This window comes from Ehrlichia ruminantium str. Welgevonden, from assembly GCF_000026005.1.
Classification (GTDB): domain Bacteria; phylum Pseudomonadota; class Alphaproteobacteria; order Rickettsiales; family Anaplasmataceae; genus Ehrlichia; species Ehrlichia ruminantium.
Genome location: NC_005295.2, coordinates 1,126,327 through 1,142,781 on the forward strand (window position 1 = coordinate 1,126,327; position 16,455 = coordinate 1,142,781).

Consider the following 16,455-nt stretch of genomic DNA (forward strand, 5'->3'; position numbering starts at 1 on the left):
ACCAATAAACACCATATAAAAATAGCACACAAAACTTTTAACTAATTTTACCAATCACTAATACATTAGATACAATTTTACTACACCAGATAAATTACCGTAGCAATACATTTCACTTAATTACTCATTTAGACTATTATTTATATACATATAAAAAAAATAACTCGTACATTTTGATAAACAAACAATATCAACATATAAAAACAAATTTTTCGTATTTTCAATACACACTTCTTCACAATATACAATATTTACTAATAGATAAATAATATAGTTTGAATTATATGCCAATAAAGGTATAATTAAACTTGTCATTATCATATACATTGATAAAATAATAAGATATATACCGTAAAAAATATGTATAAATTAAATATTGAAATTAATCCTTACTTTTATAGTATCTTAATAAATTTTTTATAAAAATAGCAGTTTATACAAAATGATTAAGTGAATAATTATGAAACAACCTATAGCAGTAATATTCGATTGGTATAATACACTAATTGACACAAAGGTTAACATTGATCGCCCAACTTTTTATCAAGTATTAAATAGAATGGGATATAAAGATGTTAATCTCAATACTGTATCTGATTCTACAATATTAAAATATCTAGCAATGCTATTAGGGGATAGATGGGAAGAAGGAGTAGCTTTATATGAGAACAGTTTAGAAAAATCACAAAAGCTAGATAATTTTGTATTAAATGATGGAGCAATAGAATTACTAGACACTTTAAAAGGAAATAACATTACAATGGCTATTGTAAGTAATAAAAATGGAAAAAGTTTGCGATCAGAAATACATAATAAAAATCTCTCCCATTATTTCAATTCTATCATTGGATCTGGCGACACAGCTTCTACTAAACCATCTCCAGAACCTGTACTAACAGCACTAGCATATTTAAATATTCAACCAAGTAAAAATGTATTTTTCATAGGAGATAGTATATCAGATATACAAAGTGCAACCGATGCAGGATGTCTACCAATCAGATATGGAAATTGCAGTACTAAAGATAATGTTTTATCATTTAAAAATTTTAATGAAATTAATAAATTTATTTGCCAATTATTAAGTCTATGAAAACAAAAACAGCAAAAACAACAATCTTATTGAAAAGAATTAGTGCAAATATCATTGATCAGATTATACTATCACTGATTAATTACCAAATTTCGTGGTTCATAGGTGAAATAACATTTCTATCTTTTATCATTAACATAGTAAGCCATTGTTGTTATTATATGTATTTTTTATCTTCTGAAGCTCAGGCATCCATCGGACAAAAAATACTAAAAATTCATACTATACGCTGCAATGATAAGAAAATTGATGCTAAGTTAGCATTTGATCGGACACTATCAGAATTTCTATGCCCTACTATCTTCATGATTAACATACAGATTGTTAACATGCATATAAACAATAGTTTGATCACCATTATTGTTTTTATAGTCACAATATTCACATTAATATTGTCAGTTTATTGGTATTTTATAGCTTTATTTTCAGAAAGTAATCAAACTATCCATGACATTATATTTGACACTATAGTAGTAGAAAATAAACAATAATTTTTTATTTACTAAACATATAATATTCACTTGTAAGATAAGCTATATACACCTTTAATATTAATGTCAGCAGCCTAAATTAAGCTATTATATTATCATTGCATGATACAATTAACAATAGCATACATCATAAACAGAAATACATCACTACAACTACTTATATTAACGTAGATATTTATGTAACAATACTACTAATTTACTGATATTTTGCACTATCAAAAATATCATGTAAATAATAAGTCCTGCTTATTTGTAATATTATGTAACCATATAACTTCACAACAACTCTTCAGAGATATATTATAAACCACTACCACAGACTACCTATAATAAACTCATATTTTATATCATATCTATGCAAGTATAGTACAATTTTACCAATATTGCATTGCTAAGAATTATATACACTTTCCAATTACCATTATGATTAGTGAATATTAAGATAATACTAGTAAGCTAAAAACAAAATTAACACGTGTTATAGTTTATTAACATCATATATACTTTACAAAATAGTTTCTCTTTTTATACATATTAAAGTGAGAAGCATTTCCAAAATTACCAAAGTAATATGTAAACTCAATAAACAATACTATAAAACTAAAATCAGGTATAGATGGTAAAGTACAAAGCTATGTGTATACTAACAGTAGAAATATACTATAATGCTTTAAGTATACATAAATCGATTACATAAAAAAATAAGCACACTATACAATACAATATTATCAATGCACATACTAACAAATAATATAAGTAATTTTTATACCATTAATAAACAAACCATAATATCTTGTTGAACAGTTTAAATCTATATATCTCGACATCATTAGTATCTGAAACACATTTAATATACTATCTTTACTGACTAATTATTCCACAATAGTTGCACTCTACAAAATTAGGTTTTATAGTATAGATATTAGTGTTTTCGATAACTATTATAACATAAAAACAAATTTTTCTGGTTCTCCTATATGAGTGAAAGATTAATATATTATTTTAGTAAAAATAAGTGTGATGGAAATTTAAAGTTAAACCATATATTAGGCAGTAAAGGTGCAAATTTAGCAGAAATGTGCAATATTGGTATAAGCGTACCTCCAGGTTTTACAATATCAACAGCAGTATGCAGTCACTATAATGACAACAAATTGCCAGATCAAATATCATATCTGATACAAAACGCTATTGAATTTCTAAATAATGAAGTAAATTTAAAATTTGGTGATGAGAATAATCCTTTACTACTCTCAGTAAGATCAGGTAGTGTCAGCTCTATGCCAGGAATGTTAGACACTATATTAAACGTAGGTTTAAATGATAAAACAGTTATAGGATTAGCAAAAAAAAGTGGAGATCTTTTTGCATACGATAGTTACCGTAGACTTATACAAATGTATGCTCATACAGTACTACAAGTAGAAAACAGTTTCTTTGAAGAAGCAATATATAAAAAGAAAAGTGTTAGTACATCAAAAAATGAGAAAATATCAGATCCCAATATATTTAAAGAACTAATAGATGAATTCAAAAGAATAGTTAAACTTCACACAAACAAAGATTTTCCTCAAGATGTAAATGAACAACTTTATACTGCAATATATGCAGTCTTCAGATCATGGATGAATAAAAGAGCAATTACCTATAGAAAGATACACAATATACCAGATAATCTAGGTACAGCAGTAAATGTGCAATCTATGGTATTTGGTAATATGAGTGAAAACTCAGCTACAGGTGTTGTTTTTACACGTAACCCGTCAACAGGAACAAAAGAAATCTTTGGAGAATTTTTAATAAGTGCACAGGGTGAAGATGTAGTATCAGGTACACATAGTCCATTACCACTAAATAAAATGAAGGATTTAATGCCTATAACTCACAATGAATTAGAACAGGTGTGTAAAAAACTAGAATTGTATTATCGTGACATGCAAGATATCGAATTTACAATAGAAAATGGTAAATTATGGATCTTACAAACCAGATCAGGAAAACGTAGTATCCAATCTGCAGTTAAAATAGCCACAGATATGGTCAAGGAAAAATTAATCTCAAAAGAAGAAGCTATTACAAGAATTGATCACAAATCATTTAGCAAATTATTTCATCCAACACTTGAAAGCAGTACAAACACTGACATTATTGCATATGGGCTACCTGCATCTCCAGGAGCAGCAACCGGTCAAGTAGTTTTTACACCCAGTGATGCAGAACAACTTAAAAAAGAAGGAAAAAATGTAATATTAATACGTCAAGAAACCAACCCAGAAGATATAAATGGGATGAATAGTGCTGTTGGTATTATCACCTTAAGAGGAGGAATGACTTCCCATGCAGCAGTAGTTGCTAGAGGCATGGGTAAGCCATGCATTTGTAGTGTTAATAACATTTTTATAGATAAAAGCGAACAATTCTTTTATACAAATACAGGAATAAAAGTATATAAAGGTGATAATATCACAATAAATGGATGCAATGGAGAAGTTATTTTAGGTGTTATTAAGACAACACTACCAAAATTAGATGAAAGTTTTTATGATCTAATGGAATGGGTAGACGAAATAAGAACATTAAAAGTTATGGCTAATGCTGATACACCAGAAGATGCAGAAATATCAATGAATTTCAAAGCAGATGGTATAGGTTTATGCAGAACAGAACATATGTTTTTTTCAGACAAGAGAATAAGCATAGTACAAGAAATGATCGTATCAGATAAGAAAGAAGAAAGAGCAGTAGCATTAGAAAAACTAGAAATTATGCAAAAAGAAGACTTCAAGAAAATATTTACACATACATTAGACAAACAGGTAACTATTAGGTTACTCGATCCTCCACTACACGAGTTCTTACCAGATAATGATGATGCTATACAAGAAATATCATCCAGAACAGGAAAATCCTTAGAAAAACTAAAAAATAGGATTCTTTATTTATTAGAAAAAAATCCTATGTTAGGACATCGTGGATGCAGACTTGCAATATCATATCCTGAAATATATGAGATGCAAGTTAAAGCAATATTTCTTGCTATTAAAGAATTGCAAGAAGAAACAGGTATTAAAGAAATCATTCCTGAAATTATGATACCTTTAATTATGTCTGAAGAAGAGATTATTGTAATCAAAGAACTAGTAAATAACATTGCAAAACAATTTGATAATCCTAAATACTTACTTGGAACAATGATAGAACTACCAAAAGCAGCATTAATTGCAGATAAAATTGCAAAACATGTACAATTCTTCAGTTTTGGTACAAATGATCTTACTCAAACCACTTTAGGAGTTTCTCGAGATGATTCTGCAAGTTTTATAGGTACATATCGAGATTTAGGAATTATAAAACACGATCCTTTTGAAACCTTAGATATTGATGGAGTAGGAAAATTAATATCAATCGCAGTAAGTTTAGGTAAAAAAGAATCTCCAGATATCAAAATTGGAGTATGTGGAGAACATGGAGGAAACTTTGAATCTATACAATTCTTTTCAAGGCTAAACATAAACTATATTTCCTGTTCTCCATACAGAATTCCAATAGCAAGGCTAATAGCTGCACAATGCACAATATTCAATAAGGATATAAATTAATTCTTTTTTAAGAGTAAAACACATTTATAATGTAGTTATTATAACTACTAGATAATAATAGCCATATAATCTATTAATATCATAATTAACAGTTTATAATAATTTAAACATACAATAAACACATTATGTTATTTCTACACTACATATCTACATATATTATCCAACAGTTTACCCTTGGCTTTGAGTATTTTATGATTGAGACAGTAACTTTACATTCCACTTCTTAGATCGATAATACATTGGAATATTTTATTACTCTACAATGCATATTCATAATAAATACTAGAAATCATAATTTGACAATGTATTACTATCAGTAGTGTAGTACTCCTTCTAATAAACACATTCATGCATACAATATATTACATAATTTTATTTATGTAGTATATATCCTGTATAAATATACAAACATATATTTATATTGCTAAAGTTAGATATTTTATTATAAATCTTTTGAATACTTTTAATCTATACAACTATAACCTTATGTTCTATTCCTCATGTTTTCATGATCAACATCAGGCTACTTTATCTTTACTATACAACGTGTACTAATGATAAATAGCAACAAACACAATGTTAGATTATATTTATCAGTAACATAGCACTTCTTATAAAAAATCTCTTAAAATACATAAGCATACCATATCATTATATCCTATAATACTAGTAAGACATGTATAAACACATATATATCAGTATGACAAAGTCCAATAACTATATTATTCATGACACAACATTAAGTACTACGAATAATGTTTACACAATTAAATATTGATTAGCTACTTAAATAATAAAAAACAATTTATCATTACAATTATATATGTATATAAAAAAACAGTACCGTCTTTATACATCTAAATAATATATATTGTAACTACTCATCAGATCATTAAATTATTTAACTATACAACAAGTAATAATAATCTATAAATCAAGACTCTTTACTTTAAAAAACTTTATTGATATCTATATATACTATATGTTAGGGTGGCGGTAAAAAGGCTTATGCACTTTTTCAAAAATTCATTATCAGATTTTTCTATAATCTGGTTAGTTTTCCTACCATATATATCTTCAGTATTGATATTATTATTAAAAAAAGTTAGATACTCACAAGAAACAATAAGTTTTATTGCTTCATGCATGCTATTTTACGCAGCATTTAATATTTACACCCAAACAACCGATAACATATCAGCCTTACATGTTGTATTATGTGAGTTTACTCCTAAAATACAGCTAACATTAAAAACAGAATATATAGGCATAATATTCAGCATACTAGCTTCATTTTTGTGGATAGTAACTACTATTTATACTATTAGTTATATGAGACACAATGATAAAAATAACAAAAAGCAATCTATATTTTATGCGTGTTTTGCAGCAAGTATTGGATGTACAATGGGAATTGCTTTTTCAGGAAATCTATTAACATTATTCATATTTTATGAGTTGCTAACTATTAGCACTTACCCTCTTGTTACATATTATGCAAATCACGAATCACAAATTTCTGGTAGGTATTATATGGGAATACTGCTGGGAACTTCAATGTTATTATTTTTACCAGCAATCATCATTACTTATAACATTAGCGGCACCTTAGATTTTACAAAAGGTGGCATATTACCATCAAGCATCTCTAGCGTTTTTTTAATGAGCTTATTATTCCTATTCATTTACAGTATAGGAAAAACTGCATTAATGCCTATACATTCATGGTTACCAAGAGCTATGGTTGCCCCTACTCCAGTAAGTGCACTATTACATGCAGTAGCAGTTGTCAAATCTGGAGTTTTTGCTTTAATAAAGGTTTTATTGTATATAATCGGGTTAGAAAGACTACAAGCGTTAGTTCAAACACATAACAATATATTGATGTACGCTTCAGCAATTACAATTCTCTTAGCATCCTTTATAGCAATAAAACAAACAAACTTAAAGAAGTTATTAGCATATTCAACAATTTCACAGCTTTCTTATATAACAATAGCAGTATCATTGTATACAGAACGTGCCGTTGATATTTCTATATTTCAAATGATATCGCATGCATTTGCAAAAATAACATTATTCTTTACTGCAGGAGCAATATATACCAAAACAGGAAAAAAATACTTAAATGAACTTCAAGGTATTGGTAAATCCATGCCAATAACAATGACAGCGTTCTCTATAGGAGCTGCTGCAATGATAGGCATTCCTCCTGCTGTAACATTTTGGGGAAAATTTTTTATTATATCAGAATCATTAAATCAAAATATTATGTCTGTAGTACTAGTATTAATAGCAAGCACCATACTAAATACAATATATTTTATCCCTATTATATACAATGCGTTTTATGTCCCATGTAACACTAATAAATATGCTGAAGCTCCTATACCCATGCTAATTGCCATTTCTATAACAACAATATGTACAATATTATTATTTTTATATCCTGACGTAATATTCAATATAATAAATCACCTCAAATAAGATAATGTATATAAATACATTGGTTAATACCATATAAAATATTCTATTTGGAGTACAAAATAAGAATTAGTTAAATATTATTTTGAATTGATAACGTATTATTTACACTATATATTAATCAAGTCATTAATTATAAGTATAGATTCTACATTCTACATACTACACCTAAACAACTACAATTAAATACTTCAATTTGAAATATAAATACAATATTAAAATAGTCGTAAACTAGTAGCTTATCACTTAAATTATAATACCAACCAAAATCATTAATTATTCTTTTTCACATATTACTTAAAGTAAAAAATAGAATATAAGATTAAAATATAACCCTAAGTTAGGAGTACTTTATCTACACTAGATCAATTATTTATTACTTGTAGTAGTATAAAGGTCACTTTATAAATCTAAATTAAAAATTATAATGAGAAGAGACCTTTTAATATTTGTAAGAAAAACAGACAATAAACATATTGAAAAGTTGTATTATTCTTCAGAATTGATTGTTGTATCAATGGTATTGTTGTACTATGAAGAGTAGTATAAAATTCCTATTTGTTTGCTATAAATAGCATATTGCTTTGTAACAGCTTGTGTAGTTGTTATGTAGGAGTAGTATGTTCAGTTGATAGTTTGTAAGAATGATATTATTTAAATAGGTTTAGTATAAACATTATATGTCAAACTTCAATCTGATAAATATTACTAAATATACAATAACATAAATTTTCAAAAATAAACTTAACTAACAATTTATAGTAAAAAACTTACCATAATATACATATACTAATAATTTATTTCTAATAAACAATATTTTATAAAATTAACAAAAAGATAGTACCCTTTTTACTAATCACGTAAAATTATATTCAATTCTATTATTAACAAAGTAACTTATTAATAAGTTACTTGATAACGTGAAAAAAGTTTCTTTAATTAACACCCAATTTCACATTGTAAACACAACATGTGAATCTATTAAATTATATAAATATAGGATTATATAAATATACATTTTACTACACACTAAGATTGTTAAACAACCATACCAATCAAAAAATCACATTTATCATGAATAATCAGTACTACATACCATTAATTTTATAATATTAAAAACACAACTTCATTATATAAATTTAATAACAACTGATATTCAATAACAGAATCAAACAATCAGAGTATTTCTATTTTTTTTTATTCATCTACTATTATGACTCAAGTTAACTAAGGATAATATTATTAATTACTTTTATATCCCATACATCACCATTATATTAATCGTAAATAAAACATTACTAAATAATAAACCTTCAAAACAAGTCAGGAAAAAACACACAATCCAATATAGCTTTTAACAACATTATATAACATCATCTAAATAATACTAAACCATTTTTAAATAATATCATTCTTATAAACTATCAACTGAGCATACTACTTCTATATAATAACTACACAAGCTGTTACAAAGCAATATGCTATTTATAGCAAACAAATAAGAATTTTATACTACTCTTCATAGTACAACAATACCATTGATACAACAATCAATTCTGAAGAATAATACAACTTTCTGAAACCCAGTAATTTTTTATATACTGTATATACATTAACTACTCATAAGTTTATAATATTACTAGCATAACTAAAGATACTGAGGTTACAATCAATACAAAATATGCTACTACATATAAAAAATAGATAGCATTATAAGTTTTGCTGTTCTATTGCTTCTTCTATAGCCTTAAAAATTATCGTTAAAGAAATATCATCTGACAAACTGTGATCAGACGACCTGATTAATCGTAAAGTCAAATAACTTGATCTTATCTTTTCTGCTAAAGTTAGTGAAACATTATATGGAACAATTGTATCATTCATACCATGAATAAGAGTAACTGGACACTCTATATTAATAAACTCCCTATTTAATATTAAGTTTTTCCTTCCATCCTCAAACATATACCTAGTTATAACACGAGAACGACTATCTTCATTACTACTTAAGAAAGTAACATGACCATACTTAAGCAATTCATCTTGTTGAACTGTAGTTAAACTTTTAAATAAACTTTCTGTAATATCAGGTGCTCCAGCTAGACTAATCAAATTAGATACTCTATGCGGGTGAGACATTGCTAATAAAAACATCATCCAAACCCCAAGACTAGATCCTATAATAATATGACTACTATTAGGAGGAGTTAACTGATCAATAACATCAATAGAGTTTTTGTACCAATCACTTATAGAATAATCAATGAGCTGTCCATCTGATTCACCATGCCCTAAATATTCAAACAAAATTAAATTAAAGTTATGAGCCTTGCAGTAATTATACAATGCTGTTGCTTTTGCACCTTGCATATTTGCCTGAAAACCAGAAAGGAACACAATAGAAACATTACTATCACTAATTAATTGCTTATATGATATATGTAAATCCGGCGCATAAGATAACTTTAGCCTACCTTGATTCAACATATGTATCCTCCATAATGACAAACCTATTCTAAAGACTTCATATATGCTATTAAATCTGCTATATCTTGAGGCTTTGAAATCCCAGCAAATGCCATACGTGTACCTTTAACATAAGCCTGAGGCTTTGTTAAAAACTGAAACAAGTCATGATACTCCCATGTTCCACCAATATTCAACATTGCCTTTGAATAATTGAAAGCATCCCCTAAATGTGCTTTTTTGTTCCCTATTATATGCCATAGGTTTGGACCAACTTTATTTGCTCCACCTTTCTCAAAAGTATGACATGACACACACTTTTTTGAAATCTCTTTTCCCTTTGTTATATTAGCTTGTGCTACAAGAGCCTGGATATCTACTTGTACATCAGGAACAGCTGCACTTTCTTCTATCAGACCCTGTTGCTCTACATCTACTTTATAACCCCTTACTGGTTCAGTATGAGGCTCAGGATTATACAATAAGTCAGTTACATTACTAACAAACAATACTATAAAACATGCAAACAAAATAGCTGTAAATATTTTATTTAATTGAAAACCATCCATATTATTTTGGAGTCCCTAGCTTACAAGTAACTATAATCGTACTTTCCTAGGGTAATATAATAGTTAACTATAGTCAACAAATAACATAGGTTTTGATTATTCATAATTAAAGAACCTATTTAAACTTGATCATATAAAATATCATACAAAACTTACAATATGTAATAGTGAAATCTCGATTTTTTAGGATTTAGCATTACAGATATTTTATTATACAAAAAAACTGCATAAAAAGACATACCTTACTTTTTACATATAACATAAACAGTTTTTTAGTAAGAAATTTTTCTTAGCCACTTTTTAACTTAGATTAACATTTTAAATAATAAACATCCTAGTAGCAACAGAAAAAGTCATGTAATAATTACTAACAATAAACATGCATTGCAATACTATTGTATATTGTAATTCCATAACTCAAAAAAGCATAATAATGATTTAACCAATTTAAAACAATGACACAATTAAGTGATAACCTTCTAATATTATTTTAATAACTATTAAATTAGTTCAAATAAACAACATTTATACTAGTCTATTTATACTGAATCTATATTTACATTCATATAATTTAAACACCAAGCAGTATATTTACTAAATTATTGACATTTCACTTAAATAGCCAATATATCAAATATGTTGAATCTATAATAATACAGGATTTCATTATTTAACTAACCTTGTACATCTTTCATATAAGCACCACTAATATTAGAAACAAATTATTAGTATTTTATATAAGAGTATCATTATCACTGCTATCAGCAATACCTATCCAGACTGTATAAGTGACCTGCTAAATAAATTTACTTACAACAAACATATAAATCTACTTAAAACAACCCCAAAAACAATTAAGCCAACTACTACTATAGATACAAATACTTTTTTTAAATAAGTTTTAAGTATTAATTCAAGACTATATTTACTTATATATCAAAGATGTGTAACTCATATAAAACCAGTATTTTTAATAACTAAGCTTAGGTTTTGGCTTTTAAACCACAATGCATTATATCAAACATGTAGAATTAGTATAAAAACTTGTATTTTAGTAATTAAACTTAGATAACAATCCTCACAACTACAAATATCTTTATTGTACAACATATATACCATATATTGCGTTCTTAATATAAAAAACTTACTTTAAATTATTACATTACAATATATGAGAAATATACTTATAGGTATATACTTACCACTTTCTAGCTATAAATGTTTCACAGTTCTATAGCTATAATAGAAATACAATATTTTCAAAAATAAATAACGTGAAGAAACACATATTAACACTATGAATAATCATAGCATCAATTAACAATAACAACTTATAGGGAAGACTATACTACTTACAAAACACAATAACATATCTAAACACTTTAATGATACATGTACAGTAAATATGAAAGTACTAAATATAATTTTTTCAAAAAAATAACGTAAAGAAACACATATTAATACTATGAATAATTACACCATCAATTAACAATAACAACTTATAGGAAGGATATAATACTTACAAAATACAATAATATATCTAAACACTTTATTCTTTATGATACCTGTACAGTAAATATGAAAGTACTAAATATAATTTTTTCAAAAAAATAACGTAAAGAAACACATATTAATACTATGAATAATTACACCATCAATTAACAATAACAACTTATAGGAAGGATATAATACTTACAAAATACAATAACATATCTAAACACTTTATTCTTTATGATATCTGCACAGTAAATATGAAAGTACTAAATATAATTTTTTCAAAAAAATAATGTAAGGAAACACATATTAATACTATGAATAATCACACCATCAATTAACAATAATAACTTATAGGAAAGATATATAATACTTACAAAATACAATAACATATCTAAACACTTTATTCTTTATGATATCTGTACAGTAAATATGAAAGTACTAAATATAATTTTTTCAAAAAAATAATGTAAGGAAACACATATTAATACTATGAATAATCACACCATCAACTAACAATAATAACTTATAGGGAAGAATATACTATTTATAAAATACAATAATATATCTAAACACTTTATTCTTTATGATATCTGTACAGTAAATATGAAAGTACTTAGGAAATCACAAAACTTACTATATTAAAGCAATATCACACTCTACTAGCTATAAAGTAGTAATAATAACTCATAAAAATATTCACAGCTATAGATAAAAGAGTGGGCGATAACAGACTTGAACTGCTGACCTCCTCGGTGTAAACGAGATGCTCTACCAACTGAGCTAATCGCCCTATTACATTATCTTTATAAACTATAAATACGTTAACTGCAATCAAAGAATTATAAATCAAGATACTTTTCAAGAAAACCATCAATTCCTGACTGGTTACATGCAGCAATAATGGTATTAACCATTAAAAACGCAATAGTCATAGGTCCAACACCACCAGGTACTGGAGTAATGGCTGAAGCAATTTTATTGACCTCAGCAAAATCGACATCTCCTACAAACTTTTTCACGCCATCTTCTTCTATAGAGTTAATACCTACATCTATAACAATTGCCCCATGTTTTACCCAAGAGTATTTAACAAAACGAGGTATCCCAACCGCAGCAACAAGAATATCAGCTCTTCTACAATAATCTGGCAAATCACGAGTAGCCGAATGAACAGTAGTAACTGTACAATTTTCCCCTAATAGTAAACAAGCCATAGGCTTCCCTACTATATTTGATCTTCCTATAACTACAGCATCACTACCAGATAAATTACGAGTGATAGTTTTTATTAAATAGAGACAACCCTGCGGTGTACAAGGTACTAAGCAATTCTTTTTCTGTCCAGTAAATAATCTACCTACGTTTTCATTATGAAATCCATCAACATCTTTTTTAGGATCAATAGTATTGATAATCAGGTTCTTATCAATATGTCTCGGAACAGGTAACTGTACTAAAATCCCATGAACACTATCATCATTATTAAGCTGATGTATTTTTTCAATCAAACTACTTTCAGATATTGTACTAGGAAGCAACATCGTTTCAGATCTAAGTCCTAACATTTCTGCTTTTCGTTGCTTATTACGCACATACAATTGACTTGCAGGATCATCTCCAACTAGAACAACTATTAAACACGGTGTTAAATTATGCTGTGCTTTTAAATCACTAATACATGTAGCAAGTATGTTTGTAATATTATCAGCAACTGCTTTCCCACTTACAATATTCCCTTCCATAAGAGTTCAATATCTTATTGTATAACTTAAAGGTTAGTGCATTTTACAAAAAACTTCAATAAACATTAAGAATATATTTTTATAACCACTACAAATAAGACTTAATATTCTCCAAATAAAATATTATCTACATTATTTTAACTACATAATATTTTTTATTAAATGATATTACTTATAAAACATATATCATGTAAGGTAGTTTTTATGGTATTATCTTACTAAAACCTATAATACCAATAAAATTATATAATATTATAAATAAGTAACTCATTAATACTGAAATAAAACAAGTAATACTTAAGAACATCCGTTTTTAAATTTTAGTTATTTTATATATTCCCCATAAATCAATGTGATGGTTAAATAAAATTTATGTTATTTCATACATATACTAAAAGAACAACTGGTATAAAAAATGCACTAATAAAAAAGCTATAGAAATAACATTTGTTTACTACATACAATAACACAATCTCCTTTAAAAAAACTACGTCACACAATCAACATTTACGACTGCTAATAACAACTAATATAAGACCACTTTACCAAACTAAACCTATTGAGCTGCTTATTTGCTTTTTTTTAGTATTATAGTTCCGCATAATACACAAATATTATATGTATTTAGCATTATTAAACATGCCACTTATTTTTATAGTAATAAAGACCTTAAGAAAAATGATTAAAGTAATACAGAGCGAATATTAATGAACAGATACATTACTATACAAGCTCTTTTTTTTTATATATCATAATGCATAGAAATCTAAACAATACAAGAAACTTCCCTATTACCAACAAAGAAATAGTTAACACTACCTAGATTAAAACAAATAATTAAGATTATTTAAATTATAATACAGCACTATAACTCAAAAAGGTTATTTAATACCAACAACTATATTATTCTAATAAATAATAGCCAACTATCAAAAAGTAATAAATAACAAATGAATATTATTACTGAAGTGCTACAATAAACATATTGCTATTTATAGAAATATATAGTAGATCAGAATTTTAATAACTTACATAATAAATAAAGAATACCTTATTCCAAATAATGTATAGGTTAGTATATTATTTATACATAACTAATAAGATTTACATCATACTCTGCTTTAATTATTAATAACTTATCTGTACTTACTTATAATAAAAAAATACAATAAAATACATTGTCAACAATGATATACACGTTAAACAAATAACAATTTTTTAAATATAAAGATCATAAAGTAGCAAATAAACTTAATAAGTTCTACAAGTATTGCACTATTTAATCCTACAAAACATATTCTGGTATTTAAATAAAACTTATACTTGAACTATTACAACACTCCTTAAACAATAGATGTACCTTAAAAATTCTACAGTAACTATTTATATTACATGATAAATAATCCACAAAATACTTATCTTACTTCAATAAGTAAATAATATTACAATTTTCACAATTATATATAATAACTCTTCACAACCTGCTCAAGAAACATTTTACGATGTGTTTTCAATTTCTCCGCAATAAAAATACTTTTTATTTGTTGTACACTTTCTTCAATATTATGATTAACGATAATATAATTATAACGATAACAGTGACTGATCTCAAAAGCAGCTTCTTTTAATCTTTGGTTAATCATATCACTCTCACCACTTCTATTATATAGGCGTCTTTTTAGCTCTTCCATAGATGGAGGTAATATAAAAACACTAACCACATGCTCACTCATAATATCAATTAATTTAAATGCACCTTGCCAATCTATACTAAACAATATGCTAATACCATTATTTATATTATCCATTACAAATCTACGAGGAATACCATAATAATTTCCAAAGACCTTAGCATATTCCAACATTTGATTTGTATTACATAAATGATGAAATTCATCCTCAGTAACAAAAAAATAATCTTTACCTTCTACTTCCTCATTTCTAGGTTCACGAGTAGTAACAGAAACTGACCTAATAATCTCACCCTGTAATTCATTAACCAACAACTGCGATATAGTAGTTTTACCCCCTCCAGAAGGAGAAGACATAACTAACATTATTCCCCTGCTTTTTAGATTATTATTCACCGCATATTTCCCAATAAAACATGTTTTTAGATAACCAACGTTATTTCATATAATAATACAGCAGACTATAAATTATTTAAAAAAAACTATTGCTAACCTTGAGTTATATAATTTCTTAATATTAACAACACTTATTATGTAAAAATACTTTTCATTTTGCAACATAATATAACATTTGTAAACTTGATTGAGTTCATTTATTACTACATCTTTGAATTGAAAAAAACTTTTAACATTAAAAAAATCTACAGTTATTTAAAACACATATTTAATATTAAAAAAACAATTACTTACTGTACGTACTACCGCTAATACTATGTATAAAACAAGAATATAAAATTAATTTAAAAATTCACCAAGTCTATTGATTACCTAATAATCTCGAAATTTTTTTTATTTAGAACATATATTTACTAACAACTAAATA

Annotated in this window: 8 protein-coding genes and 1 tRNA gene; 4 read left to right on the top strand and 5 right to left on the bottom strand. The window is 26.4% G+C overall.

All coding sequences use genetic code 11. The annotated features are described in order from the left end of the window. The first annotated feature begins 460 nt into the window (after positions 1-460). The 4 genes from ERUM_RS03610 to ERUM_RS03625 all read left to right on the top strand — a co-directional run bounded on the left by ERUM_RS03610 (position 461) and on the right by ERUM_RS03625 (position 7,670). Positions 461-1,093: an HAD family hydrolase gene (locus tag ERUM_RS03610; RefSeq protein WP_011155346.1), complete on the top strand. Its 633-nt coding sequence runs from the start codon at positions 461-463 to the stop codon at positions 1,091-1,093. Beyond that, the gene (locus tag ERUM_RS03615) at positions 1,090-1,584 is read left to right on the top strand and encodes an RDD family protein (RefSeq protein WP_044148677.1); all 495 of its coding nucleotides are present in this window, start codon (positions 1,090-1,092) and stop codon (positions 1,582-1,584) included. Before ERUM_RS03610 ends, ERUM_RS03615 begins: the two co-directional genes overlap by 4 nt. A gap of 977 nt (positions 1,585-2,561) precedes the next feature. Next, the gene (gene ppdK, locus ERUM_RS03620; RefSeq protein WP_011155348.1) at positions 2,562-5,183 is read left to right on the top strand and encodes a pyruvate, phosphate dikinase; all 2,622 of its coding nucleotides are present in this window, start codon (positions 2,562-2,564) and stop codon (positions 5,181-5,183) included. Positions 5,184-6,191: 1,008 nt separating this feature from the next. Beyond that, the gene (locus tag ERUM_RS03625) at positions 6,192-7,670 is read left to right on the top strand and encodes a proton-conducting transporter transmembrane domain-containing protein (RefSeq protein WP_011155349.1); all 1,479 of its coding nucleotides are present in this window, start codon (positions 6,192-6,194) and stop codon (positions 7,668-7,670) included. Positions 7,671-9,377: 1,707 nt separating this feature from the next. Here ERUM_RS03625 and ERUM_RS03630 read toward each other — a convergent pair. The 5 genes from ERUM_RS03630 to gmk all read right to left on the bottom strand — a co-directional run bounded on the left by ERUM_RS03630 (position 9,378) and on the right by gmk (position 16,028). Then, the gene (locus ERUM_RS03630) at positions 9,378-10,154 is read right to left on the bottom strand and encodes an alpha/beta hydrolase (protein WP_011155350.1); all 777 of its coding nucleotides are present in this window, start codon (positions 10,152-10,154) and stop codon (positions 9,378-9,380) included. Between the two features lie 23 nt (positions 10,155-10,177). Further along, complete coding sequence (locus tag ERUM_RS03635) at positions 10,178-10,702, bottom strand: c-type cytochrome (protein WP_011155351.1); 525 nt, start codon at positions 10,700-10,702, stop codon at positions 10,178-10,180. Between the two features lie 2,214 nt (positions 10,703-12,916). Beyond that, positions 12,917-12,989, bottom strand: a tRNA-Val gene (locus tag ERUM_RS03640). Positions 12,990-13,038: 49 nt separating this feature from the next. Further along, complete coding sequence (gene folD, locus ERUM_RS03645) at positions 13,039-13,941, bottom strand: bifunctional methylenetetrahydrofolate dehydrogenase/methenyltetrahydrofolate cyclohydrolase FolD (RefSeq protein ID WP_011155352.1); 903 nt, start codon at positions 13,939-13,941, stop codon at positions 13,039-13,041. Positions 13,942-15,398: 1,457 nt separating this feature from the next. Next, complete coding sequence (gene gmk, locus ERUM_RS03650; RefSeq protein WP_011155353.1) at positions 15,399-16,028, bottom strand: guanylate kinase; 630 nt, start codon at positions 16,026-16,028, stop codon at positions 15,399-15,401. Positions 16,029-16,455 lie beyond the last annotated feature (427 nt).

Excerpts from the sequence above, each read along its gene's own strand:
- ERUM_RS03610 (WP_011155346.1), top strand. The coding sequence starts at position 461 with ATGAAACAACCTATAGCAGTAATATTCGATTGGTATAATACACTAATT.
- ERUM_RS03615 (WP_044148677.1), top strand. The coding sequence starts at position 1,090 with ATGAAAACAAAAACAGCAAAAACAACAATCTTATTGAAAAGAATTAGT.
- ppdK (WP_011155348.1), top strand. The coding sequence starts at position 2,562 with ATGAGTGAAAGATTAATATATTATTTTAGTAAAAATAAGTGTGATGGA.
- ERUM_RS03625 (WP_011155349.1), top strand. The coding sequence starts at position 6,192 with ATGCACTTTTTCAAAAATTCATTATCAGATTTTTCTATAATCTGGTTA.
- ERUM_RS03630 (WP_011155350.1), bottom strand. The coding sequence starts at position 10,154 with ATGTTGAATCAAGGTAGGCTAAAGTTATCTTATGCGCCGGATTTACAT.
- ERUM_RS03635 (WP_011155351.1), bottom strand. The coding sequence starts at position 10,702 with ATGGATGGTTTTCAATTAAATAAAATATTTACAGCTATTTTGTTTGCA.
- folD (WP_011155352.1), bottom strand. The coding sequence starts at position 13,941 with ATGGAAGGGAATATTGTAAGTGGGAAAGCAGTTGCTGATAATATTACA.